This window comes from Streptomyces sp. A1136, assembly GCF_004795055.1.
Lineage (GTDB): Bacteria > Actinomycetota > Actinomycetes > Streptomycetales > Streptomycetaceae > Streptomyces.
Genome location: NZ_SSBJ01000006.1, coordinates 153,827 through 179,168, shown reverse-complemented (window position 1 = coordinate 179,168; position 25,342 = coordinate 153,827). Strand labels below are relative to the sequence as shown.

The 25,342-nt window shown below is 74.0% G+C and carries 14 protein-coding genes and 3 pseudogenes; 7 read left to right on the top strand and 10 right to left on the bottom strand.

The window, feature by feature from the left end; genetic code table 11:
- Positions 1-9: 9 nt before the first annotated feature.
- A pseudogene (locus tag E6R62_RS08085) lies at positions 10-944 on the bottom strand (TauD/TfdA dioxygenase family protein).
- A gap of 787 nt (positions 945-1,731) precedes the next feature.
- Here E6R62_RS08085 and E6R62_RS08080 point away from each other — a divergent pair.
- From E6R62_RS08080 to meaB, 3 genes are read left to right on the top strand one after another with little or no spacing between them, the layout of a single operon-like run.
- Entirely contained in the window at positions 1,732-3,591 is a 1,860-nt protein-coding gene (locus tag E6R62_RS08080; RefSeq protein ID WP_136212622.1) for a methylmalonyl-CoA mutase family protein, read from the top strand.
- The gene (gene scpA / locus E6R62_RS08075) at positions 3,588-5,780 is read left to right on the top strand and encodes a methylmalonyl-CoA mutase (protein WP_206308682.1); all 2,193 of its coding nucleotides are present in this window, start codon (positions 3,588-3,590) and stop codon (positions 5,778-5,780) included. Before E6R62_RS08080 ends, scpA begins: the two co-directional genes overlap by 4 nt.
- A gap of 16 nt (positions 5,781-5,796) precedes the next feature.
- On the top strand, positions 5,797-6,783 hold the full coding sequence (gene meaB, locus E6R62_RS08070) for a methylmalonyl Co-A mutase-associated GTPase MeaB (protein WP_136212621.1): 987 nt from the start codon (positions 5,797-5,799) through the stop codon (positions 6,781-6,783).
- A gap of 168 nt (positions 6,784-6,951) precedes the next feature.
- Here the strand turns inward: meaB and E6R62_RS08065 are convergent, their stop codons facing one another.
- Positions 6,952-7,959 carry an asparaginase gene (locus E6R62_RS08065; protein ID WP_136212620.1) on the bottom strand — a complete coding sequence of 336 codons (1,008 nt, stop codon included), beginning with the start codon at positions 7,957-7,959 and terminating at the stop codon, positions 6,952-6,954.
- A 131-nt stretch (positions 7,960-8,090) separates the two neighbouring features.
- Here E6R62_RS08065 and E6R62_RS08060 point away from each other — a divergent pair, with 131 nt between their 5' ends.
- On the top strand, positions 8,091-8,540 hold the full coding sequence (locus E6R62_RS08060) for an Lrp/AsnC family transcriptional regulator (RefSeq protein WP_136212619.1): 450 nt from the start codon (positions 8,091-8,093) through the stop codon (positions 8,538-8,540).
- Positions 8,541-8,924: 384 nt separating this feature from the next.
- On the opposite strand, the gene E6R62_RS08055 is transcribed toward E6R62_RS08060, so the two are convergent.
- The 3 genes from E6R62_RS08055 to E6R62_RS08045 all read right to left on the bottom strand — a co-directional run bounded on the left by E6R62_RS08055 (position 8,925) and on the right by E6R62_RS08045 (position 17,080).
- Positions 8,925-14,906 (bottom strand): condensation domain-containing protein, encoded by a 5,982-nt coding sequence (locus E6R62_RS08055; protein ID WP_136212618.1) that lies wholly within the window; start codon positions 14,904-14,906, stop codon positions 8,925-8,927.
- Positions 14,907-15,208: 302 nt separating this feature from the next.
- Positions 15,209-15,868, bottom strand: coding sequence for a phosphatase PAP2 family protein (locus E6R62_RS08050; RefSeq protein WP_136212617.1), 660 nt, complete (start codon positions 15,866-15,868; stop codon positions 15,209-15,211).
- A 237-nt stretch (positions 15,869-16,105) separates the two neighbouring features.
- On the bottom strand, positions 16,106-17,080 hold the full coding sequence (locus tag E6R62_RS08045) for a hypothetical protein (RefSeq protein ID WP_136212616.1): 975 nt from the start codon (positions 17,078-17,080) through the stop codon (positions 16,106-16,108).
- Between the two features lie 181 nt (positions 17,081-17,261).
- Between E6R62_RS08045 and E6R62_RS08040 the strand changes: the two genes are divergently transcribed.
- The 3 genes from E6R62_RS08040 to E6R62_RS08030 all read left to right on the top strand — a co-directional run bounded on the left by E6R62_RS08040 (position 17,262) and on the right by E6R62_RS08030 (position 20,752).
- Positions 17,262-17,543 (top strand): cation transporter, encoded by a 282-nt coding sequence (locus tag E6R62_RS08040; RefSeq protein ID WP_136212615.1) that lies wholly within the window; start codon positions 17,262-17,264, stop codon positions 17,541-17,543.
- Positions 17,544-17,648: 105 nt separating this feature from the next.
- Entirely contained in the window at positions 17,649-19,901 is a 2,253-nt protein-coding gene (locus E6R62_RS08035; RefSeq protein WP_136212614.1) for a cation-translocating P-type ATPase, read from the top strand.
- Between the two features lie 395 nt (positions 19,902-20,296).
- Positions 20,297-20,752: a hypothetical protein gene (locus E6R62_RS08030; RefSeq protein WP_136212613.1), complete on the top strand. Its 456-nt coding sequence runs from the start codon at positions 20,297-20,299 to the stop codon at positions 20,750-20,752.
- Positions 20,753-20,972: 220 nt separating this feature from the next.
- Here E6R62_RS08030 and E6R62_RS08025 read toward each other — a convergent pair whose 3' ends face one another.
- The 5 genes and pseudogenes from E6R62_RS08025 to E6R62_RS08010 all read right to left on the bottom strand — a co-directional run bounded on the left by E6R62_RS08025 (position 20,973) and on the right by E6R62_RS08010 (position 25,249).
- Positions 20,973-22,646: an SWIM zinc finger domain-containing protein gene (locus tag E6R62_RS08025; protein WP_136212612.1), complete on the bottom strand. Its 1,674-nt coding sequence runs from the start codon at positions 22,644-22,646 to the stop codon at positions 20,973-20,975.
- Positions 22,647-22,841: 195 nt separating this feature from the next.
- Positions 22,842-22,958, bottom strand: a pseudogene (locus E6R62_RS40735) (hypothetical protein); the annotation flags it as partial.
- A gap of 101 nt (positions 22,959-23,059) precedes the next feature.
- Positions 23,060-23,296, bottom strand: coding sequence for a DUF2397 family protein (locus E6R62_RS41705; protein ID WP_276615547.1), 237 nt, complete (start codon positions 23,294-23,296; stop codon positions 23,060-23,062).
- 83 nt (positions 23,297-23,379) lie between these two features.
- Positions 23,380-23,544: pseudogene (locus tag E6R62_RS41700) on the bottom strand (DUF2397 family protein); the annotation flags it as partial.
- 373 nt (positions 23,545-23,917) lie between these two features.
- The gene (locus tag E6R62_RS08010; protein WP_136212611.1) at positions 23,918-25,249 is read right to left on the bottom strand and encodes a class I SAM-dependent RNA methyltransferase; all 1,332 of its coding nucleotides are present in this window, start codon (positions 25,247-25,249) and stop codon (positions 23,918-23,920) included.
- Positions 25,250-25,342 lie beyond the last annotated feature (93 nt).

Below are 25,342 nucleotides of genomic sequence, written 5' to 3'. Positions count from 1 at the left end.
CGGTGGCCCTCAGGCGGCGGCCGTGGAGGCGCCGGAGGCGATTCCGAAGGAGGGGTCGGGCACGCTCTCCGGGCTGATCAGGCGGGACGGGAGCCCGTCCGGGCCGACCGGGACGTCGCCGTCGACGGTGACGCGGCGCAGGGTGCGCTCGTGGTCGTCGGAGTCGTCGACGCCGTAGTGCTGGGTGGCGCGGTTGTCCCAGATCGCCACGTCACCGGTCTGCCACCGGTGGCGGACCGTGTTCTCGGGGCTTTCGATGTGGGCCTGGAAGAGGTCGAGGAGCAGGCGCGAGTCCCGGCCGGTGAGGCCGCTGATCCGCTGGACGAAGTTGCCCAGCAGCAGGGTGCGTTCGCCGGTCTCGGGGTGGACGCGGACGACCGGGTGCTCGGTGAGGAAGCTGGTGGAGGTGAACACCTCGCGGTACTGGGCGAGCGCCTCAGGGAGGGCGTCGGGACGCAGGGCCGCGTAGTCGTACTCGTTGGAGTGGACGGCGCGCAGGCCGTCGGCGAGGGCGCGCAGCGGCTCGGGGAGGTGGGCGTAGGCCGTGGCCGTGTTGGCCCAGAGGGTGTCGCCGCCGTACGGGGGGATGGTGACGGCGCGCAGGATGGAGAAGGCCGGGTAGGCGGGCACGAAGGTGACGTCGGTGTGCCACTGGTTGGCGCGGGCGCCGTGGTGGGAGTCGATGCCGAGGGCGTAACGGCCGTCGGCGGAGGGGACGGTGGGTGCGCGACGGGGGTGCCGAGCAGTTGGGCGAAGCCTTCGTGGCCTGCCTCGTCGAGGTGCTCCTGGCCGTGGAAGAAGACGACCTTGTGGGCGAGGAGGGCGGCGCGGATCTCGGCGACGGTGGAGGCGTCGAGGTCGCCGCCGAGGCGGACGCCGTCGATGTGGGCGCCGATGCGGCCGCCGATCCGGGTGACGGTGACGGGGGTGGTGACGGTGGTCATGGGAGCTCCCTGGAGGTGCGTGCGGGTTCGTTTCCGCAGCGGAAGGGGCACCGGCGCGGGGAAGGCGGCGGCGGGGGCAGGGGTGGTGAAGGGGTGCGCGACGGGCATGGCGGGGCGCGTCGGGGACGCGGCGCTCAGGCCGGGCGGGGGTACGGCGGGGCGCGGCGCTCAGGCGCGGCGGGGTGCCGGACAGCGGCCCTGACACTCGCCCGGCGCGGTACAGGGGCCGGGGGTGTGGAGCCGCGGGGCGAGGTGCACGGTCGCGGACATGTCCCGGAGCGTGTCAGCGGCCCGGCCGGCGGTCAACCCCCGTGCGGCGGCCTGGGGGCAGGGTGCGCCGAGGGCGCCTACAGGGTGGCTGACCTGCTGATTCGGCCGCCCTGCGGGGGTGTGGCGGGATACCCTGACCGGCCGAAAACGGTGGCCTGATTTCACGCCTCCGCAACGCCCCCGCCACGCCGGTGCCCCGCGGGACGCGCTCGGGCTCCCTGCCCGGCCCAGCGAGCCCGACCTCGCGCAGGCCCGCCCGACAGGGACCCGGGGACCCCCCGCCGCGCGGTCGGTGGTGGGGGGGCCGCCGCCACGTCGGGGGCTCCGCCGACGTGGGAAGGTCCACTCCGCGACCCCGTCCCGGTCGACCGGCACACCCGCGCCGGGGTCGGCGGGGACGTCGGGCGGGGCCGGTGGGGGCGAGGGGCGCGACGCGGGTCGGGGGCCTGACCTGCGAGTGCGAGATCACATCCGACGGTTATGGTCACGCTTGAGCGGCCCCCCTAGCATTCGAGCCATGACGGTCCTGCCTGACGACGGGCTCTCCCTGGCCGCCGAGTTTCCTGACGCGACACATGAGCAGTGGCAGCGCCTGGTTGAGGGCGTACTGCGCAAGTCGGGCAAGGAAGTCACCGGCGAGGCAGCTGAAGACGCGCTGTCCACGACACTTGAGGACGGGCTCCGCACCCGCCCGCTGTACACCGCACGACCCGGCGAGGACGCGACCGGTTTCCCCGGCTTCGCCCCCTTCGTACGCGGCGGCCGGCCCGAGGGCACCTCCGCCTCCGGCTGGGACGTGCGCCAGCGGCTCGCCGGGACCGATCCGGCGCGGGTGAACGAGGCCGCGCTGGCCGACCTGGAGAACGGCACCACCTCCCTGTGGCTCACCGTCGGCGAAGGCGGCTTCCCGGTCGCCGACATCGGCCGCGCCCTGGAGGGCGTCTACCTCGACCTCGCCCCGGTCACCCTCGACGCCGGCGCCCGATACGCAGACGTGGCCCGCGCGTTGCTGGCCCTGTACACCGAGCGCGGGGTGGCCCCCGAGGCCGCCCGCGCCTCCCTGGGCGCCGACCCGCTGGGCCACGAGGCCCGTACGGGTGAACCGCTGGACCTCGCCGAAGCCGCCGCCCTCGCCGCCGGGACGGCCGGCGCCTGGCCCCACGTCCGGGCCCTGACCGTGGACGCCCTGCCCTACCACGAGGCCGGGGGCAGCGCCGCCGAGGAACTGGGCCTGTCGCTGGCCACCGGTGTGGCGTACCTGCGGGCCCTCACGGAGGCCGGTCTCGGCCTCGACGCGGCCCTCGGGCAGTTGGAGTTCCGCTACGCCGCGACCGCCGACCAGTTCCTGACCATCGCCAAGCTGCGCGCCGCGCGCCGCCTGTGGGCCCGCGTCGCCGAGGCCTGCGGCGCCCCGGAGGCGGGCACGCAGCGCCAGCACGCGGTGACCTCGCCGGTGATGATGACCCGGCGCGACCCGTGGGTGAACATGCTGCGCACCACCGTCGCCTGCATGGCGGCGGGCGTGGGCGGCGCGGACGCCGTCACCGTGCTGCCCTTCGACCACGAGCTGGGCCTGCCGGACGCGTTCGCGCGCCGGATCGCCCGCAACACCTCCACGATCCTGCTGGAGGAGTCACACCTGTCACGGGTGATCGACCCGGCCGGCGGGTCGTACTACGTCGAGCAGCTCACCGACGAACTCGCCCGGGCGGCCTGGGAGTTCTTCCAGACCGTGGAGAAGGCGGGCGGCCAGGCGGCCGCCCTGCGCTCCGGCCTGGTCGCCGAGCGGCTCGCCGCCACCTGGGCCGTACGCTCCGCCAAGCTGGCCAAGCGCCGCGAACCCATCACCGGTGTCAGCGAGTTCCCGCACCTGTCGGAGAAGCCGGTCGTACGAGAGCCCGCCCCCGCGGGACCGACGGGCGGTCTGCCGCGCGTCCGGCGCGACGAGGCGTACGAGGCGCTGCGCGCGCGCAGCGACGCGCACCTCGCGGCGACCGGCGCCCGGCCGAGGATCTTCCTCGCCGCGCTCGGTCCGGCGGCCGCGCACACCGCCCGCGCCGGCTTCGCCGCGAACCTGTTCCAGGCGGGGGGAGTCGAGCCGGTCCACGACCCGGTGTCCGTGGACCCGGACACGGCGGCCGCCGCGTACGCGGCGAGCGGCGCGGACGGCATGGCGGTGCTGTGCTCCAGCGACGCCCTGTACGAGGAGCAGGCCGAGGCGGTGGCCGCCGCCCTGCGCTCGGCCGGCGCGACGACCGTGTTCCTCGCCGGCAAGCCCGGTACCGCCCGCGCGGCAGTGGACGAGTACGTCTTCGCCGGCTGTGACGCCGTCGCCGTGTTGTCCTCCGTTCTCGACCGGATGAAGGTGGCGTCTTGAGCACCGCGATCCCCGATTTCTCCGCCCTCCCGCTGGATTCCGGGGCGGCCCCGGCCGGTTCCGAGGAGCAGTGGCGGGCCGCCGTCAAGGAGTCCACCGGCACGGCGGCCGCGGACCTGCTGTGGGAGACCCCGGAGGGCATCGGCGTGAAGCCGCTGTACACCGGGGCCGACCTGGAGGGCCTGGACTTCCTGCGGACGTACCCGGGCGTGGCGCCGTACCTGCGGGGCCCGTACCCGACGATGTACGTCAACCAGCCCTGGACGATCCGCCAGTACGCCGGCTTCTCCACGGCCGAGGAGTCCAACGCCTTCTACCGACGCAACCTCGCCGCCGGCCAGAAGGGCCTGTCGATCGCCTTCGACCTGCCCACGCACCGCGGTTACGACAGCGACCACCCCCGGGTGACGGGCGACGTCGGCATGGCGGGCGTGGCGATCGACTCGATCTACGACATGCGGCAGCTGTTCGACGGGATCCCGCTGGACAAGATGACGGTGTCGATGACGATGAACGGCGCGGTGCTGCCGGTCCTCGCGCTGTACATCGTGGCGGCGGAGGAGCAGGGCGTCTCCCCCGACAAGCTCGCCGGGACCATCCAGAACGACATCCTCAAGGAGTTCATGGTCCGCAACACCTACATCTACCCGCCGAAGCCCTCGATGCGGATCATCTCCGACATCTTCTCCTTCACCTCGCGGAACATGCCGAGGTACAACTCCATCTCGATCTCCGGGTACCACATCCAGGAGGCCGGGGCCACGGCCGACCTGGAGCTGGCGTACACCCTGGCGGACGGCGTGGAGTACCTGCGTGCCGGGCAGGCGGTCGGGCTGGACGTGGACGCGTTCGCGCCGCGCCTGTCGTTCTTCTGGGCGATCGGCATGAACTTCTTCATGGAGGTCGCCAAGCTGCGCGCCGCGCGTCTGCTGTGGGCGCGCCTGGTCAAGCAGTTCGACCCGAAGAACGCCAAGTCCCTTTCGCTGCGTACCCATTCGCAGACCTCGGGCTGGTCGCTGACCGCGCAGGACGTCTTCAACAACGTGACGCGCACGTGCGTCGAGGCGATGGCCGCGACCCAGGGCCACACCCAGTCGCTGCACACCAACGCGCTGGACGAGGCGCTCGCCCTGCCGACGGACTTCTCCGCGCGCATCGCGCGCAACACACAGTTGCTGCTCCAGCAGGAGTCGGGGACCTGCCGGTCGATCGACCCCTGGGGCGGCAGCGCGTACGTGGAGAAGCTGACGTACGACCTGGCGCGCCGGGCGTGGCAGCACATCCGGGAGGTCGAGGCGGCCGGCGGCATGGCGCAGGCCATCGACGCCGGCATCCCGAAGCTGCGCGTGGAGGAGGCCGCGGCGCGCACGCAGGCCCGGATCGACTCGGGACGCCAGCCGGTGATCGGCGTGAACAAGTACCGGGTGGAGAACGACGAGGCCATCGAGGTCCTCAAGGTCGACAACTCCTCGGTTCGCAGCAGGCAGATCGAGAAGCTGCGGCGGCTGCGCGAGGAGCGGGACGAGGCGCGTACGCAGGACACGCTGCGGGCCCTGACGAACGCCGCCGATCGCGGGGACGGCAACCTCCTGGCGCTGGCGGTCGACGCGGCCCGCGCCAAGGCCACGGTCGGTGAGATCTCGGACGCGTTGGAGAAGGTCTACGGGCGGCACGCGAGCCAGATCCGTACGATCTCGGGTGTGTACCGCACCGAGGCAGGCGAGTCCCCGTCCGTGGAGCGCACGCGCGCGCTCATCGACCGGTTCGAGGAGGCCGAGGGCCGCCGGCCGCGCATCCTGGTGGCGAAGATGGGTCAGGACGGGCACGACCGCGGCCAGAAGGTGATCGCGACGGCCTTCGCCGACCTGGGCTTCGACGTGGACGTCGGCCCGCTGTTCCAGACCCCGGCGGAGGTGGCCCGCCAGGCCGTCGAGGCGGACGTCCACGTGGTGGGCGTCTCGTCGCTGGCGGCCGGTCACCTGACCCTCGTACCGGCGCTGCGCGAGCAGTTGGCGCAGGAGGGCCGCGAGGACATCATGATCGTGGTGGGCGGGGTGATCCCGCCGGCGGACGTCCCGACACTGCTGGAGATGGGCGCGACATCGGTCTTCCTGCCGGGCACGGTGATCCCGGACGCGGCGCACGACCTGGTGACGCGGCTGGCCGCGGATCTCGGTCACGAGCTGTAGGGGCGGGCGCGAGACGATGGCTCCGAAGATCGACGTCGAGGCCTACGCCAAGGGGGTGCTCGACGGGAAGCGCGCGTTCATCGCACGCGCGATCACGCTCGTCGAGTCCACCCTGCCCGCCCACCGGGCTTCGGCGCAGGCGCTGTTGACGGAGCTGCTGCCGCACGCGGGGCGGGCCCGGCGGATCGGCATCAGCGGGGTGCCGGGCGTCGGCAAGTCGACGTTCATCGACGCGTTCGGCACGATGCTGACGGGTCTGGGCCACCGGGTGGCGGTCCTGGCCGTCGATCCCTCCTCCACGCGGACGGGCGGTTCCATCCTGGGCGACAAGACCCGGATGGAGCGGCTCGCCGTCGACTCGGCGGCGTTCGTGCGGCCCTCGCCGTCGGCGGGGACGCTGGGCGGTGTCGCCAAGGCGACGCGCGAGTCGATGATCGTGATGGAGGCGGCGGGCTACGACGTGGTCCTCGTCGAGACCGTCGGCGTCGGGCAGTCGGAGACGACGGTGGCCGGGATGGTCGACTCCTTCCTGCTGCTGTCGCTGGCCCGCACGGGCGACCAGTTGCAGGGCATCAAGAAGGGCGTCCTGGAACTGGCGGACGTCCTCGCGGTCAACAAGGCGGACGGCCCCCACGAGCGCGACGCGAAGGCGGCGGCGCGTGAACTGTCGGGCGCGCTGCGGCTGATGCACCCGGCGGACGCGGCGTGGACCCCGCCGGTCCTGACGTGCAGCGCCCGCGAGTCGGTGGGCCTGGACGAGGTCTGGAACCGGCTGGAGCAGCACCGCCGGCTGCTGGACGCGGGTGGCCGTCTCGCCGCCAAGCGGGCCGCGCAGCAGGTGGAGTGGACGTGGTCGATGGTCCGCGAGGAGCTGTTGGGACGGCTCCGGGGGAACCCGGCGGTACGGGCCCTGGCGCCCGGACTCGAAGCGGCGGTCCGGGAGGGGTCCTTGACCCCGACCCTGGCGGCGGACCAGATCCTGGCGGCCTTCGGCAGCGCCTGATCCCAGGGGCCGCGCGGCGCCTGATTTTAGGGGCCGCGCGGGATGGGACCCTTGACCGCGCGGGGTGCCACGCCTGGGACCTCGGCCGGCCGGGGCTCCTGCGAGGGCCCACGGCGCGGGCCGCGCGACGGACCCCGCCGGTCGGGTCCCGCCGGCGACCGGGGTGGGTCAGGCGCCGGTGGCGACCAGGGCCGGGTCGCCCGAGGACAGGGCCGTGCGGAGCAACCGGGACTGTTCGGCCGCGTCGTCGGTGGCGAGCAGCGCGGACAGGACCGCGATGCGGGCCTGTCCGGCCCGCAGGGTGCCCGTCGGCACGGCTCCGGCGGCGACCAGGTCGACCGCCCCGCCGTGCGTGTAGATCTCGGTGACCGGGCCCGCGGCCACGCGCGTGGTGAGCGCGACGAGGACCCCGCGGGCGACGGCCGCGGCGACCGCGTCCACGATCTGCGGCGTCGCGTTGCCGGCGCCCGTCCCGATCAGGACGATCCCCCGCGCGCCCGCCGCCACGGCGGCGTTCAACAGCGTCGCGTCACCGTCGGCGTGGTGCATGACCATGTCCACGCGCGGCGGGATCTCCGGCATCGCCGGCAGCGCGAGCGGGGCCGGGCGCTGCGGGGTGCGCAGGACGGTGACCTTGCCGAAGCCGACCTTGCCGAGCAGTTCCTTCGAGGGGTCGGCGAACGCGTCCAGGGCCACGGCCTGGGTCTTCACGGTGCCGCGCGCCGCGTGCACCCGGCCGGCGAAGGCGATCAGCACGCCGAGCCCCCGCGTGGTGGCGGCGGTCAGCAGCGCGTCGTAGAGGTTGCCGGGGCCGTCCCCGTCGGCGGAGCCCATGGGGAGCTGCGAGCCGGTGAACACCACGGTGCGCGGGTCGTGGTGGTGCAGGTCGAGGAGGAAGGCCGACTCCTCCAGCGTGTCGGTTCCGTGCGTGACGACGATGCCGTCCACGTCCGGGTCGGCGAGCACCTCGTGGACCGTGCGCAGCAGGGTGAGCTGGTGGGCGGTGGTCAGGCGGGGGCTGTTCACGCTGAACAGGTCGACCACCTCGACGGTGACGCCCTCGGGCAGGGGCGCGGTGGCGATCACCTCGCTGCCGTCGGCGTCGGCGGCGAACCCGGAGCCCTGCCAACGGCTGGCTATCGTCCCGCCGGTGCTGATGACGACGACGCGTCCCATCCCCGGTCCCACCCTTCTCTCGTACGAAGTCCGCACTGATTTGCTACAACCGGCAATGATAGAGAGATCTACGCGCAATGCGATTGCCGATTCCGGCCGGCGTGTAACATTTGGCGAGTGATAATTGCGTGATGGACGCCATTGATCGAGAAATCTTGCGCGAGCTCCAACGGGACGGCCGCCTCAGCAACCAGGAACTGGCCCAGCGCGTGGGCCTCACGCCCTCCCCCTGCATGCGTCGGGTCCGGCAACTGGAACAGGACGGGGTGATCCAGGGCTACCAGGCGGTCATCGACCCGGAGGCGGTGGGCCGGGGCTTCGAGGTGCTGGTGTCGGTAGAGGTGCGCCGCGACCGGGCCGCCGTGGAGGCCTTCGAGGCCGCTTTGCAGGACATCCCCGACGTCATCGAGGCCTACCGCCTCTTCGGCAGCCCCGGCTGTCTGCTGCGCATCGCGGTGGCGGACCTGCGGGCCTACGAGCGCCTGTGGATCGAGCAGCTCACGGCCCTGTCCGGGGTCACCGAGGTCAACTCGCAGATCATCATGAAGCGGATCAAGGAACCGACCGGCCTGCCGGTGTAGCGGACGGCCCGCCGGGGTGCCGGGGGCCCGCCGGGGGTGCCGAGCGGCCTGGCCGGGGCGCCCGGGGCCTGCCCGGGGTGGCACCGGGGCTTGCGGGGGTGTCGGGGGGCCGCGGGGGTGCCCGGGGCGTGCGGGGGTGCCGGAGGCCTGCCGGCCTGCCGGGGTGTCCGGGGCCTGCCCGGGGGAGCAGAAGGGACCGGACCGTGAACGTGGACGTCCGCTGTTCGGCCGGGGCTGCCGCGCTCCGCGGCGTCGGGGCGCCGCCGCCGGACTGGTCCCCGGCGGGCGCCGCGGAGCCCGCGGCGGGCACGCCCAAGCCAGGTGGCGCAGCCGTGACGGCCGAGGTCAGGCGGGCGCGGCGGCCCGCCCGCAACCCTTCCCCGGTCAGACGGCGGCGGCCCGCTCCCGTGGCGGCGCGTACACCCCCACCGCGTCCACCGGCATCGCCGGATCGGCCCCCACCTGGCGCAGCACCCGGGCGAAGGACGCGGCGAGCCCCTCCACCGCGCTCCGCTCGTGGCGGTCGCTGCGGAACTCCAGGGTGAACCGGGTGCCGGGCCCGGCGACGCGCAGCGTCAGGGGGTACGGGGAACCGGCGACGGGACGGATGCCGGTGAGCGTGATGCCCGCCGACGCGGTGGCCCCGAAGGGGCCGTCCGGGGCGTCCGGCCACGGTTCGTGGACGACCAGCGAGTCGAAGGGCGTCGTCCGACCGGTGTGCCGGCCGGTCGCGCCCGGGCCGTGGCCGGCGCGCCCGTCCAGCGCCCGCAGGAGCCGTCCCACCGTGTCGCCGGGGGTGTAGGAGACCCGCACCGGGACGGTGCGGGCGAAGAGGCCGACCATCTCGTGGGCCCCTGGCAACGCGTCCGGGCGGCCGTGGACGCGTACGCCGAACGCCGCCTCGCGACCCGCGCCGAGCCGGGCGAGCAGGATCGCCCAGGCGCCCTCGATCAGCGTCTCGGGCGTGATCCGCAGTTCGGCCGCCCGCCGCGACAGCGCCCGCGCCTCACCGGCCGTCACCTCGACCTCGACCCGGCCGGTCCCGGTCTCGCCCCAGGTCCCGGCCTCGGTCTCGGCCGGGAGAGCGGCGGGGAGGGGGACGGCCGGGAGGGGGACCCCGGTCGCCTCTCCCCGTCCCGGCCCGGCCTGGTAGTCGCCGTAGCCTGGCGCCGGCGCCAGGAGCGACGCGTCACCGCCCACGTGGTAGAGCCGGACCAGGTCCCTCGTCAACACCGCCGCCGACCGGTCGTCGAACAACACGGGGTGCGCGGTGAACACCAGCCGCGCGCGCTCCCCCAGGCCGATCAGGGCGAGCCGGAGCAGTGGCGGGGCGAGCGGATCGAACCCGGCCGCGCGCTCCGCGGCGAGGAGCCGCCCGGTCTCCGTCTCGCGGACGGCTTCGTCGGCCCCCGCCAGGTCGAGGTACCGCCAGGGCAGCCGCACGTCCTCGGGGACGAGTCGGACCGGCTCGCCGGTGGCGGCCGTGCCGAAGTCCGCGCCCAACTGCCGGTGGCGCGCCGGCAGGGCCCGTCCGGCGGCCCGCATCCGTACGGGGTCCACCCGGCCCTCCACCGGGATGACGAACTGCACGGGCCGCGGCCCGGACCGGGACCCGACGGGGCCGGCCGGTCGCAGGACCGCCGACTGGGCCGGGGACACCGGCCATACCTCGGCCAGCCGCCCGTGGCGGGCCTCCCACTCCTCGATCTCCGACTGCGCCACCCGCACCAGCGGAGCGTCCGAGGGCGTCAGCCCGCCGGCGCCCGGCCGACGCGCGTGCCGGGCCAGGCCGGTGAGCGCGGTGACCCACAGGCCGGCCAGCTCCGACACCTCCGCCTCGGACAGCACGCCTGCCGGGAAGCCGAAGGAGGCGGCGAGTTCGGGGCCGTCCCCGCCTTCCGTCGCGCGGGCGCCGATCTCCAGTGCCGACCGGACGGGCAGCCGGCCGTCCCGGGTCGGGGTCGGGGTCGGGGTCGGGGTCGGCTCGTCGTCGCTCGCCGGCAGCCAGCCCAGGCCGCGAAGGCCGACCGGCATGTCGTCGGCGCCGAAGCGGCGCAGGTACCCGAACCCGATCTGCGGCTCGGGGCGGGCGGCCAGTTCGGCGGCCGTCCCCGGGTTGAGGTGGCGCAGCAGTCCGTAGCCGATGCCCTCGTCCGGTACGGCGCGCAACTGCTCCTTGACGGTCTTGAGGGCGCGTCCGGCGGAGGGCCCGCCGGCGAGTGCCTCGTCCAGGTCGATCCCGCCGACCTCCAGGCGTACGGGGAAGGACGCGGCGAACCGGCCGACGGTCCGGGTCGGGTCGGCGCCCGGCACCGCCCGACGCGAGCGGCCGCGGCCTTCGAGGCGGATGAGGGCGGAGGTCTGCGCGTCGCCCCTGCCCCGGCGCCAGTGGGCCAGCGCCAGGGCCAGGGCGGTGAGCAGTACGTCCTCCACCGGGCAGCGGAAGGCGGCCGGAACCGTGGTCAGCACGGTTTCGCCCACGGCGGCGGGGACGCGGACCCCTACCGTCCGAACGGTGGCGGTCAGGTCCAGGGCCGGGTCGGGTCGGCGGCTGCCGAGGACGGTGTCCGGCGCCGCGAGGACCTCGCGCCAGGCGGTCGCCTCCGCCGCCCGGTCGGGACGGCGTGCCTCGTTCTCCAGCGCGTGCGCCCAGGCGCGTACGGAGGTTCCCGCCCGGGGCAGCACGGGGACCCCGCAGCGGGCCCTGGCCCAGGCCTCGGCCAGGTCGGGCAGCAGAACGTGCCAGGACGCCGCGTCGGCGACGAAGGGGTGCAGGACGACCAGCAGCCGTCCGGTGCCACCCGCCCCGACGGCGCTGCGGTCGAACCACACGAACTGGACCATCACCCCGGACTCCGGGTCCAACCGGGCCGCGGCCGCGTCCAGTTCGGCGGCGATCAGCTCGTCGTCCCACGGGCCGCCGCACGGGATCCGGCGTACCAGCGAAACCGGGCTCACCAGCCGGGTGGGCTCGATCCGCAGGCCGGGTTCGGGGTCCCGCACCAACCGGGAGCGCAGCACTTCGTGGCGGTCCAGGACCGCCCCGAGGGTGGCCATCATGGTGGACAGGTCGATGTCCGAAGGGAGTTCGAGCAGTTGCGCGAGGGGGAGGCGGTCGCCGCCGCGGTCCTGGAGCTCCCGGGCCCCCGGGGGCAGCGGCATCCAGCCGACGCCGTCGTCGTCCGGTTCGGTCGGCTCGGGGGTGTCGGGGGCCCGTTCGGCGGCGACGAGCGCCAGGTCCGCCACGGTGCGGTGCTCGAAGATTTCGCGGGGGCTCACGTCGGCGCCCCGGGCGCGGGCCCGGGCGGCGGTCTGGACGGAGCGGATGCTGTCGCCGCCGACGAGGAAGAAGTCGTCGTCGACGCCGACCCGTTCCAGGCCGAGTACCTCCCCGACCGCCTCGGCCAGCACCTCTTCCGTGGCGGTGCGCGGGGCGCGGTAGGCGGTGTCGGCGCGGTCGGGTGCGGGGAGCGCGGCCCGGTCCAGGGTGCCGTTCGGCGTCAGCGGCATCCGGTCCAGCAGTGTGAAGGCAGTGGGCACCAGGTAGTCGGGCAGCCGTGCGCAGACGAAGCGCCGCAGCTCTGCCCGGAGCCCGCCGCCGTGATCGTCGCCGTGGTCGTCGCCGTGATCGTGGTCGCCGCCACTCGTCACGCCACCGGGTACGACGTAGGCCACCGGGCGCGGGCTGCCAGGGCGGTCCTCGCGGGCGACGACCACTGCCTGGGAGACACCCGGGTGCGCCGTCAGCGCGGCCTCGACCCGGGCCGTCTCCACGACCGGCCCGGCCGTCGTGGCCTGCGCGTCGGCGGGGCCGAGGTACTCCAGCCGTCCGTCGACGTCCCGGCGCGCCAGGTCACCCGTCCGGTACATCCTCCCACCGGCCGGACCGTAGGGGTCCGCGACGAACCTCTCCGCCGTCATTCCCGGCCGCCCGAGGTAGCCGCGGCCCACGGCGCCGCCGACGTACAGTTCGCCGACCGTCCCCGGCGGGACGGGAGCGAGACCCGGCCCGAGGACGTACGTCCACACCCCGCCGCGGTCCGTCGGGTCGAGGGCGGAGTCCGGGGCGGGGACGTCCGGCCCGAACCCGGGGACGCAGAAGGCGTCGGCGGGGCCGTAGGCGTGGACCACCCGGACCCCGGGCGCGACCGCCCGAGCCCGTTCCACCAGGTGCGCGGGCAGCGGCTCCCCGCCGAGGACCACCGCCCGTACGCCGGTCCGCGCCCGGGCGTCCGGCGCCGGCGTGTCCTCCACCGACGCCGCGAAGGCCGTCGGGGTCGTGCCGATCACCTGCGCGGACCGGCCGCGCCCGGACGCCGGCACCTCGGGACCGCCGACCACTTCGACGCTCCCGCCCGCGCAGAGGGGGGTGAGGATCTCGTACGCCGACGCGTCGGAGCCGGATGGTGAGGCGGTGAGCATCCGCCGACCGGCGAGGACGCCGAGGCGCCGGGTCAGCCGGCGGACGCCGTCGGCCATGTTCCGATGGGTGACGGCGACTCCCCCGGGCGCTTCGGGGGCGTACAGCACGCAGGCGAGTTGATCCGGCCGTGGGACGGCGAGAGGGACCGGGTCTCCCGGCGCCTCGGCGCGGACGTCCTCCAGGCACACGCGCGGGACGTCGCAGGCCGCCGCGGCGGCGGAGTCGGTGAGGAGCAACCGCGGGCGCGCGGCGGCGAGGACGGCGTCGAACGGCGTCGGGCCGGGCCGGTCGGGATCGAGCGGCAGGTAGCCGGCGCCGGCCTTGAGGACGGCGAGCAGTCCGACGACGAACCGGGCGGTCCGGGGCAGGGCGAGCGCGACGAGGCTCTCGGGACCGGCCCCGCGCCGGACCAGTTCGCGCGCCACCCGGTCGGCCCGGGCGTCGAGTTGCCCGTAGGTGAGGCGGGTGCCGTTCGCGTCGAGGACGGCCGGGGCGTCCGGTGTCGCCCGCGCCTGCCGCTCGAAGAGCGCGACGACCGTCTCCCCGGGCGTCTCGGCGGGCCTCTCCCAGGACCCGGCTCCGGGGCGGTCGCCCGCCGGCCGCAGGAGGTGTGCGCGCTCCTCGGCGTCGAGGACGTCCACGGCCCCGACCCGCACCCCCGGATCCGCGACGACGGCGCGCAGCACGCGCAGGAACCGGGCCGAGATCCGCTCCACCGTGGCGCGGTCGAACAGATCGGTGGCGTAGGTGAGCCGGACCCGGGCTCCGCCGGCCGGTTCGGGGACGACGAGGAAGGACAGGTCACAGGTGGCGGCGGAGGTGCAGGCGGGCTCGAAGGCGACCCTGAGCCCCGGGACCTCGATCGGCGGCGGGGAGGGCTGCCAGGCACACCGCACCTGGAACAGCGGGTGGTAGGCGGTGGAACGCTCGGGGGCGATCAGCTCCACCAGCCGCTCGAACGGCACGTCGTGCAGGTCGTGCGCGTTCAGCGCCTTGGTCGCGGCCGTCGCGAGCAGTTCGGAGAAGGGAGGGTTGCGCGTGAGGTCCAGCCGCAGCACCCAGGTGTTGGCGAGGCATCCGACGAGGTCGGTGAGGGCCTCCTCGGCGCGGTCGGTGACGGGGCAGCCGATCGTGAGGTCGTCCCCGGCGCCCAGTCGGTGCAGGAGGACGGCCAGGGCGGACTGCATCACCACCGACGCCGTCGCGCCGTGGCGTGTGGCCAGCACCTCCACGCCGGCCAGCAACCGCCGGTCGAGCGCGAACTCGTACAGGTCGCCGCGGTAGCTCGCCGCCGGGGGGCGGGGGCGGTCGGTGGGGAGCGCCGACGGCTGCGGGACGCCGGCGAGTTCCTCCCGCCAGTAGGACACCTGGGCCGTCGCGAGACCGGCGGGGTCGTTCTCGTCGCCCAGCAGGTCGCGCTGCCACACCGTGTAGTCCTGGTACTGCACGTGCAGTTCGCCGTCCCGGGGCGCGTGCCCCGCGCGTCGTGCCTCGTAGGCGGCGAACAGGTCGCGGGTCAGGGGCCTGCCGGACTCCTCGTCGCAGGCGATGTGGTGGGCCACCAGCACCAGCAGGTGCTCCTCGGGCGCACACCTGAGTACGGTGGCCCGCAGGGGGATCTCCGCCGTGAGGTCGAAGGGATGGGCGACGGCCCGCGCCACGGCGGTCGGTACCTCGTCGGGCGTCACGACCGACACCGGGACGGTCAGCGGCACGCCGGCGGGGGGCGCGACGCGCTGGAACGCGTCGCCGTGCTCGTTCTCGACGAACAGGGTGCGCAGACTCTCGTGCCGGGCCACCAGGTCCCGTACCGCCGCTTCGAGCGCGGCCGTGTCCAGCTCGCCCCGCAGGCGCAGGACGAACGGCACGTTGTGGGTGGCCGAGGGGCCTTGGAGCCGGTGGAGGAACCACAGGCGGCGCTGGGCGAACGACAGCGGGATCATCTCTGGTCCCGGTGGCCGGGTTCGGTGGTGTCCGCCCCCCGGGGGACCCGATCGTCGGTGGTGCCGATGTCCGTCATCTCGTCCCGTCCCCACGGCCGACCGACCGTGTCCACGTCTCGTCGCGATGCCTCGCCGGACCACCGGGAGGTGCTCGGAACCTTCTGACCGGCAGGTTAGGGAAGGCCGCCGTATCGACCGGCCGAGCGGCGCTCGAACCTCGGACGAGGCGTGCCGGAAGGTGCCTGCAAGGGCCCCGCCCGCCGTCCGCGGCCCCTTGGACGTGGTCCCGACAGGGCCGAGACTCAGCGCGGCGCCACCAACGGCCGCAGTCGGGAGGCGCGGGCCCGTTCCACGAGCGGTGCGGCGCGCCGGGACGCGCCCGTCAGGAGCAGGCCCACGACGGCGCCGACCACCAGGCCCAGCACCACGTCGTGGGGGTAGTGGGCGCCGACCCAGACCCGCGACGAGGCCATCAGCAGCGCGGCCGGGGCAGCGATGACGCCGAGTCCGCGGTCGACGAGCCAGAGGGCCGCCGCCGCGGCGGCCGCGATGGCGGCGTGGTTGCTCGGGAAGGACCAGTCGTCCGGTGCGGGGCAGCTCTCCAGCGTGACGGTGTGCAGGGTCAGGCAGGGGCGTTGTTCGCGGACGACCGTCTTGATCAGCGTGTTCGCGGTGTAGGCGAGGGCCACCACCAGGGGCGCGGCCAGTGCCATCGCGATCCGCGGGGCGTCCCCGGGCCTGGCCCGCCACCAGGCGACCAGCATGAGCACGGCGAACAGGGCCAGACCGTAGGCCGACCAGTGGGAGACCAGCGCGTCGAACCAGTCCGGCGCGCGTCCGGCGAGCCCGGTGACGCGTGTGTAGAGGCGGCCGTCGAGGGAGGCTCCGTCGAGAGCGGGCAGGGCCCTCGGGTCGGGGAGGTCCACCGGACTCGGGACGGGTAGGTCCACTGGAAGGGTCATGGGCGCCGCTCCCTCGGGTGATCGCCCCGGTCCGGAACGCCGGCTCCGGTGACGACGGGGACGTAGACGGTGTACGTCACTGTAGGAGCCGGCGTTGTCTTCCGCAGGCGAGGCGTACGCCGGGCGGCGGATGGACGGGGCCGTCCGGCGGACAGGACGGCCGTGCCGTCCCCTCTCGATCGCACTCCCCCGGCCGCCACCGGGAGCGTCACGGCCGGGCCCCCTGTACGAGGGGACCTAGTGGGAGTGTTCGCCCTGCTCGGGCGTGGTCGGGTCCGCGGCGGCGGGGGGCCGCGGAACGGCCTGGCCGACGTCCGCCCGAGCGGTGCCCGCCTGGACCGTGAAGGCGGCCGTGCGGACCGTGCCCTGGTGCCGGAAGTCCAGGAAGAGTCGGTAGGTGCCGGCGCTCGGGGCCGTCGCGGTGAACGAGACGTCGGGCCCGGGACCACCGGCGTTGGGGTGGACGTGGAGGTAGGCGAGGTCCCCGTCACGCAGGGCGACGAGGTGGCCGTAGGCGCCGAGGTGGGGCTCCAGGTCGGTGACCGGCTTGCCGTCCTTGCTCACGGTGAGCCGCAACTCGCCCGCCCTGCCCGGGTCCAGGGCGCCGGCCAGGGCCACCTGGTAGCCGTCCACCTCGGCGGTGGGTGCGACCGGGGGCAGCGGGGCGGGTGTGTACGGGCCGGGGACGGACACGTCCGCGCCGAGGGTGACGCCCTTGGCGCCGGCGGCGGGGGTGAAGTCGGCGAAGACCTTGTAGGCGCCCGCGGCCGGCAGGTCCACCGGGGTCGACCAGGTGCCGTCCAGCGCGCGGACCGGGTGCAGGTGCCGGTAGACCGTCAGGTCCCGCGAGGCGACGATGAAGTGCAGTTCCTTGCCGTGCTCGGTCTTGAACGCGGTGACCTTGCGGCCTTCGCGGTCCTTGACGGAGAACCTCAGTTCTCCCGCTCCGCGCGCGATCCGCGCGGTGTCGAGGGCGAGGGTGTAGCCGCCCTCCGAGATCTGCAAGCCTCCGGCGGCCGGCCCCTGGGCCGCCTCCTCGTGACCCCCGTGGCCGCCGCCCGAACCGGGCGCGTCGGCCTGAGTCGCGTGGGCCGTGTGCGGCGAGGACCCCGGGGCGCCCACCGGGCCGACGCCCTTGCCCACCCCGTACGCGGCTCCGAAGGTCGCTGCGAGCGCGGCGGCATAAGCGGTGATCCTCACTCCGGTGTTCATGGCTGCTCTCCCGTGGGACGTGGTGCCGCGTTCGGCGGTCCGATGCACTTCACCATACCCCTGGGGGGTATCTAGTCAAGCTCGGTCGCCGCTTGCGCCTGGTACCCATGGGGGGTATACCTGGAAGCCGACAGAGATACCCCCTCAGGGTATCGCGATCCGATCCACGAAGGAGAGATCCATGTCTTCCTGCTGCACCCCCGACGGCAGCTGCGGCACCGGCGCCGGGGCGACGGCCGTCGCCGACAGCACCGCCACCGCCTACCGCGTCTCCGGCATGAGCTGTGGCCACTGCAAGAGCGCCATCACCGCCTCGGTGAGCGCGCTCGACGGCGTCCTCTCCGTCGACGTCGACGTGGACGGCGGTCTGGTCACCGTGACCACGGCAGCTGACCCCGACGACGCGGCGATCGCCGCCGCGATCGACGACGCCGGCTACGAGCTCACCGGCCGGGCCGCCTGACACCGGCCCGATCCGGCCGCCGGGGCCCGTCCCCGCGCCCCGCGTCACCCGCCCGGACCGCCGGGCTCCCCGGCCCCCACCCCGCTCGAACGAGGAGCAGTACTCATGACCACCACCACAGCCGGCGCCGCCCAGGTCGAGCTCGCCATCGGCGGCATGACCTGCGCCTCGTGCGCGGCCCGCATCGAGAAGAAGCTCAACCGCATGGACGGGGTCGAGGCCACCGTCAACTACGCCACCGAGAAGGCGAAGGTCAGCTTCGCCGCCGACATCTCCGTGGCCGACCTGATCGCCACCGTCGAGGCCACCGGCTACACCGCGCGGGAGCCGGTGCGCGCCCCCGTGGACGGCGGCCCTCAAACGCCGGCGGAGGAGCCCGACGAACTGCGCCCCCTGCGCCAACGGCTCGTCGCCGCGGTCTGGCTCGCCCTGCCGGTCATCGCGCTGGCGATGGTCCCCGCCTTCCAGTTCGAGTACTGGCAGTGGCTCTCCCTGACCCTGGCCGCTCCTGTGGTCACCTACGCCGCGTGGCCCTTCCACCGCGCCGCCTGGACCAACGCCCGTCATGGCGCGGCCACGATGGACACCCTGATCTCGGTGGGCACGACGGCCGCGTTCCTGTGGTCGCTGTGGGCGCTGTTCTTCGGGACCGCCGGGACGCCCGGCATGACGCACGCCTTCGAGTTCACGATCGCCCGCACCGACGGCGCCGGGAACATCTACCTGGAGGCGGCGGCCGGCGTCACCGCGTTCATACTGGCCGGCCGGTACTTCGAGGCCCGCTCCAAGCGCAAGGCCGGGGCCGCGCTCAAGGCGCTGCTGGAACTGGGCGCCAAGGAGGTGACGGTGCTGCGCGGCGGCCGCGAGGTCACCGTCCCCACCGCCGAACTCCGGGCGGGCGACCGCTTCCTGGTCCGCCCCGGCGAGAAGATCGCCACCGACGGCACCGTGGTGGAGGGCTCCTCCGCCGTCGACGCCTCGATGCTCACCGGCGAGTCCGTGCCCGTCGAGGTCGGAGTCGGCGACCCGGTCACCGGTGCCACCCTCAACGCGGGCGGACGCCTGGTGGTCGAGGCCACCCGGGTCGGCGCCGACACCCAGCTGGCCCGGATGGCCAAGCTGGTCGAGGACGCCCAGAACGGCAAGGCCGCCGCCCAGCGCCTGGCCGACAGGATCTCCGCCGTGTTCGTACCGGTCGTCATCGGCCTCGCGCTGGCCACCCTCGGCTTCTGGCTCGGCTCCGGTTCCGGCCTCACCGCCGCGTTCACCGCCGCCGTCGCGGTCCTGATCATCGCCTGCCCGTGCGCCCTGGGGCTGGCCACCCCGACCGCCCTGATGGTCGGCACCGGCCGCGGCGCCCAGCTCGGCATCCTGATCAAGGGCCCCGAGGTCCTGGAGACCACGCGCAAGGTCGACACCATCGTCCTGGACAAGACCGGCACCGTCACCACCGGCAAGATGACGCTGCTCGCGGTGCACACCGTCGAGGGCGCCACCGAGGACGACGTACTGCGGCTGGCGGGGTCGCTGGAGCACGCGTCCGAGCACCCGATCGCGCAGGCCGTCGCCTCCGGCGCGGCCGCCCGGGTCGGGGCCCTGCCGGCCCCCGAGGACTTCGCCAACATCCCCGGCCTCGGCGTACAGGGCGTCGTGGACGGCCATGCCGTGCTCGTCGGCCGCGAGAAGCTGCTGACCGAGTGGGCGATGACGCTGCCGCCCTCCCTGGAGCGGGCCAAGGCCGCGGCCGAGGCCGCCGGCCGCACCGCGATCGCGGTCGCCTGGGACGGCGAGGCCCGCGCCGTCCTGGAGGTCGCGGACGCCGTCAAGGACACCAGCGCGGAGGCGATCCGGCGGCTGCGTGCCCTCGGACTCACCCCGATCCTGCTCACCGGCGACAACAAGGCGGTGGCCGAGGCCGTCGCGGCCGAGGTCGGCATCGACGAGGTCATCGCGGAGGTCATGCCGCAGGACAAGGTCGACGTCGTCAAGCGGCTCCAGTCCGAGGGCCGCAGCGTCGCCATGGTCGGCGACGGCGTCAACGACGCGGCCGCCCTCGCCCAGGCCGACCTGGGCCTGGCCATGGGCACCGGCACGGACGCCGCGATCGAGGCGGGCGACCTGACCCTGGTGCGCGGGGACCTGCGGGCCGCCGCCGACGCCATCCGCCTCGCCCGCAGGACCCTGGGCACCATCCGCTCGAACCTGTTCTGGGCCTTCGCCTACAACGTGGCCGCCCTGCCGCTCGCCGCGGCCGGATTGCTCAACCCGATGATCGCCGGAGCGGCCATGGCCTTCTCCTCCGTCTTCGTCGTCGGCAACAGCCTGCGTCTGCGCGGCTTCCGGGCAGCCGACCACTGAGGAGTCCCCGTGGCCGGTTGTCCGGCATCCGGGGCCACCCTTCCGGCGACGGCTGTGCCTCTCGTCCAGGCCTGCCGGGCGACGGACGGACCCGAACTCCGCTGTCGCGCTCTACGGGAGACACAGCTATGGCCGGGCCCTGAGCCTGATGCTCACCCCGTCGGTCGACGTCCAGCCCCTGGCCCCGGCCCAATACCGCTCCTCGGCCGTCACTGCCGCGATCCTGGCCCCGCCACTCGGCCGGGGCCCCGGCCGCGCAGAGCCGGGCCCTTCGTCCGCACAGCCGGCGGACGCCTCCCGGCCCGGGCGGCGTCCGCGGCGGTCCGCACCGTCGCCCTCCCCGTTGCCCTCCCCATCCCGCCCGGAACCGGCCCGAAAGAGGGATCATGGTGACCATGGACCATCCCCCGCTCCCCAGCACGGAGTCGGCCGTCACGGCCGTGCGCGAGATCGCCGACGCCTACGGCCTCACAATGACCGTCGCCCACGACATCGGCGCGGACCAGACTTCGCGCCGTTCCTCGGCCGCGCTCTTCAAGGCGACCGACCCCGACGGCTCCCTCCCTCACGAGGCGTTCGTCGACCTCGCCGGCCGGCCCACGGTGTCCGTCCGCCTCTATCCGGACGACGACGCCCTGATCACCGTCGACGGCGTGGAGTTCCACGACGTCCCCCGCGACCAGGTGCCGGCGTTCCTCCGCTCGGTGTACAGCGGCTTGGCCCACGTGAAAGCCCGTCGCTTTCCCCCGGGCTACCGGCTCATCATCCCCCTCCCGGGCGACGAGACCTACCGCGAACGCGTGCCGGCCCTGACCCTCACGCCCTGGCTCTCCTCGATCCTCCGCGCCTGACCCCCCAGGCTCCGGCCCACGTACGTCATGTGCCGGCCACCGCCCACGTCGAGCCAGGCGCCGAAGGCACCGGTTCCCCCGCGCCCTTGCGCGCAGTCGCTGATCCACTCCTCCGCCCGGCCGGCCACCGTGTAAGCGCAGCGTTTCCCTGCTGCCACACCTGGCGGGCGGGTCGCAGATGCCCTGTACGGCCTCCCCGCGGGGTCGGCCGGTGCCCGGCTCACAGGCCGTGCTCGTCGAGGAGCCGCATCAGGTTCCGCTTGCGCTTGTGGGCGGCGCGCAGGGCGGTGACGTATTCCATGAAATCGGCTTGGGTACGCAGGCGTTGGTGGCAGGCGCGCATGCCGAGGAGCAGGCTCGCCACCTGCTCGTAAACGGCGTTGCCCGTCTCCTTCAACAATGGTTCGATCAGGCGCAGGTAGACGCGCAGCGCGTCCGCTGGACGGCCGGGGCGCGACCGGTCGGCGAGGGTGAGCCACTGCCGGTCGTCGGCACCCGTCTCGGTGGCGGCCTGCCAGGCGGCTTCGACGTCACCGTCGTCGAGGAGGGCGTCGATCAGGACCGGGCCCTCGTACCGGTACGGCGTGCGCTGTCCGGCATCGGCGCGCAGCAGGGCCAAGGCGGTGTCGCGTTCGGCGTCCCAGAGACCGGCGGCCTGCGCCACCGTGCGCAGCTGCCGGTACGCGGCCAGGGTGCGGCGGGCGGCGAAGTGATCGCGGCGCACGGCGACGGCTTGCCGCAGCCGCCCGGCGCGAGAGTGGCGCTCGCACAGGTAGTCGATCAAAGCGGTGGCGGTGAAGGCAGGGTCCTCGGCCTCCTCGACGCCGCGTTCCGCCCAGCGCAGGGCCTCGTCGGGGCGGCCCGCGGTGTCCAGTTCGCGGGCGATGAGCAGGTGGGTGCTGCCGTCCGGAACGAGGTCGGCCGCATGGACGGCGACCACCGCGTCCACATCGCCGCCCGCCTTGGCCAGACGCTCCATGAGGTACTTCTCCGCCCAACCCGAGCGGTTCGCGCCCCATGCCTCGACCGCCAGCCGCCGTACGGTGGCCATCCCCCGTGCGCCGAGGACGTCCTCGTAGTCGAGCGGGTCGATGCCGGTGAGGTCGTCCGTGTCACCGAGTACGTGCTCGACCAGCCAGGCCGCGAGCTCCTCTGGGTCGGGGCGCGTCGCACGGCACGCGTCCAGATGCGCTTGGGCGAGGTCGGCTCCGACCTCGCCGAGGCGCCCGTCGGAGTCGTCGATGCTCTCCTGTACGGCGTGCAGGAGACGCATTGCCTCCCGCGAGAGGACAAGCGCGTCGGCGGGCCGACCGACGGCGGTCAGCGCGGTGATCGCCGACACGGCCTGCGCGGCCTGCTCGCCGTAGGCGTGGGCATCGGAGTACTCGACGTATCCGTATCGGGCGAACGGGCCGATGTCGAGGAGCTCGCGGACCCGGGCGCGGACCTCGTCGAGATCCCCGCGGGCGCCGGCGGCCCGCAACTCCAGGCGGCGGCGCAACTGCGGCTCCTCACGGAGCTGTTCCCGTACGAGCGCGAGCAGCTCCTCCCTGGACAGCGCGGCCAGCCACGCGTCCAGGCCCCGGGCGCGGGTCCGGGCCCGGGTGCGCTGTTTGGGAAGGCTCTCCGCGCGGGAGAGCGCGGTCAGGCCGACCGCGACCAGGTGCTTGCAGAAGTTGCCCTCCAGGCCGTACGGGCAGTCGCACTCCCCCGAGGGCTTCTCGCCCCCGTCGAGCGACAACTTCACCGCGTAGGGGTGCGTCCCGTGCACGGTGGCGGTGATCCAGCCGTCACCGATCTCGGTGACCGTGACGGCGTCCAGATAGTCCTGGGCCCTGGCGAAGGAGCGCGGGCCGGCGATCGCGCGCAGGCCCGTCTCGGTGAAACCGGTCATCTTTCCAGCATTCCTGCTGTCTTCAGTCTCCCTCAACTGCTCGCGACTCCCGCTCCGTTCGGAGCGACCCTGCCCACCGACGGGCTGACGCCGACATGACAGGCCTTCGCCCCGACATGCGGGTCGTCGTCGCGCGAGGTCGGTCAGTAACACGTCGAGGACCGCCTCCTCCTCGACGCGCACCCCCAGTTCCAAGAGAGCCCGCGTCAGGGCCGGGTCCCAGGGAGCCTCGGCCGGCCGGCCGGCGAGTGGCAGGGCGTGGGGACCCGCGAGAGCCGCCGCGGCGCGAAGTCGACCGCCGTGTAGCGCCACGGCCGCCAGGGAACACGGTGCAGCAATGCGGAGGCGATGCGGAGCCCGCCCCAGTCGAAGTCCCCGTGGATGATCCGGTCCTTGTAGGCGAGGAAGACTTCCTATTCGACGTCATGGAGGTCGATGGTCCTCTGCAAGGACCCCATGAAGGCGCGGGCGTTGTCGGCGAGTGCGGCGAACCTACTCACCGGCGCGTCAAGTGCCGGGTGCGTTTTGACCTGATCCGGCTGTTCCTCGGCCGCCAGTACGAGGAGGGCGCGCAACTGGGTGACGATGTCGTGCAGGGCGACGGCCCGCAGAGCGCCGCGCCGCCCGAGTGCCTCGTCATAGACGCCCAACGCCTCCTCGGCAGCTTCTCGTCCTGGGTGAGCTGGTAGACGAACCGCTTCCGGTAGAAGTCCTCGACGGCGGTGTCGCGGGCGGTGTCGGGGTCAGCGCGGAGATTGCCCCAGCCGACGAGGCTGTCCAGCGCCTTGACCAGGACCTCCAGCTCAGCGGGTCGCCCGTCGGCCGGCAGGGCGGCGTGTACGTCCTCGGGGCGCAGATGTACGGCGAACCGCTCCTTGGCGATCACGAACGCCCGCATCACCTGACGGTAGACGGCGGCGTTGGGCGCGGTGAGGTGTGCGAAGGGGCTGTACCCGTCCGGCCGAGGCTCCGGGGCGGTGGTGGTAACGGACGTCGGACGCCATTGTCCCGCAGCGCACAGAACCGCAGCCAGGGACCAAGGGACTTGGCTGATTTACACCGCACCATGCTCTTGTGAACCTCGCATGCACCGACCGCAGGGGCCCGATCTATCGCCGGCAGCATGCGCAGGACTGAACGCCCGGACACGGACTCGTGTGAAGCATCAGGCGTTCCCCGGCTCGCCGGGCCGGGGGTCACGTCCGAACGTCGACTTCACAAAGCCGCACCCCCGGCACCAAGGGGCCCATGGCGCACATCACCCGCTCGCATCAGGCGCCCTTGTTGACCGGCTCCAGGATCGCCACGCACTCCACGTGGTGGGTCATCGGGAAGAGGTCGAAGACGCGGAGCGTGCGGACCTTGTAGCCGGCCTCCGCGAAGTACGCCAGGTCGCGGGCCAGGGCCGCCGGGTCGCAGGCGACGTAGGCGATGCGGCGGGCCGAGAGGGAGGCGATGTGGCGGACCGTCTGCTTGCCGGCGCCCGCGCGCGGGGGGTCGAGGACGACGAGGTCGCACTCGGTGATGCCGGTCTTCGGGAGGGCCTGGTCCACCTTGCCCTGCTCGATGCGGACCCGGGGGAAGTCCGCCAGGTTGTGCCGGGCGTCCTCCACCGCGCGCTTGCCGGACTCGATGCCGAGCACCGCGCCCGTCTCGCCGAGCCGCTCCGCCAGCGCGCCCGCGAAGATGCCGACGCCGCAGTAGAGGTCGAGCGCCATCTCGCCCTTGCGCGGCATCAGCCCCTGCATGACGGCCTTGATCAGGGTGTCGGCGGCCTGCGGGTGGACCTGCCAGAAGCCGCCCATGCCCACGCGGTACGTACGGCCGTCCGCGCGCTCTCGCACGAAGGGGCGGCCGTGGACGCGGTGGACCCCGCCGTCCTTCTCCTCGACCCGCAGCACCGAGACGGGCTTGTCCAGCTCGACGAGCGGCAGGCGGCCGCCCGGGCGCGGGGTGAGGACGACCTGGCGGTCGCCGGAGCCGGAGGCGGCGATGGCCTCGACCGTCTCCATCTGCGGCCAGTCCTGCTTCTCGATGCCGAGTTCCTCGACACCGACGGCCGCGATCATGCAGTGGTCGATCAGCTCGATGTCGTGCGAGCGGTGCTTGCGCAGGCCGGCGTTGCCGTCCTCGTCGATGGCGAACTGGACCCGGGTGCGCCACTGCGGGACCTGTCCGGCCGGCAGCTTGTCGCCCTCGGCCGGCATGACCGTGCCGTCCCAGCCGGCCTCCTCCGGGGTGAGTCCGGCGAGCCGCTTGAGCTGCTCGGCCACGACCTCGCCCTTGAGCCGGCGCTGGGCGCCCGGCTTGGCGTGCTGCCAGTCGCAGCCGCCGCACTTGCCGGGACCGGCGTACTTGCACGGCGCCTCGACGCGGTCCTTGGAGGCGTCCAGGACGGTGACGGCGTCGGCGCGCAGGAAGCGGGAGTCGATGTCGCCCTCGGTGACCCGGGCGATGACCTTCTCGCCGGGCAGGGTGTGCCGGACGAACAGGACGCGGCCCTCGGAGGTACGGGCGATGCAGTGGCCGCCGTGCGCGACGGGGCCGACCTCGACCTCGTACTCCTCCCCGACCAGTGACTGCTTCTCGATCTGCTCGGTCATGGTGGGGAGACTCCAAAACATAAAAACGGGAACGGCCGGACGACCGACCCACCAGTTTACGTGGATCTCGTCCGGCCGTTCGCCACACCGACC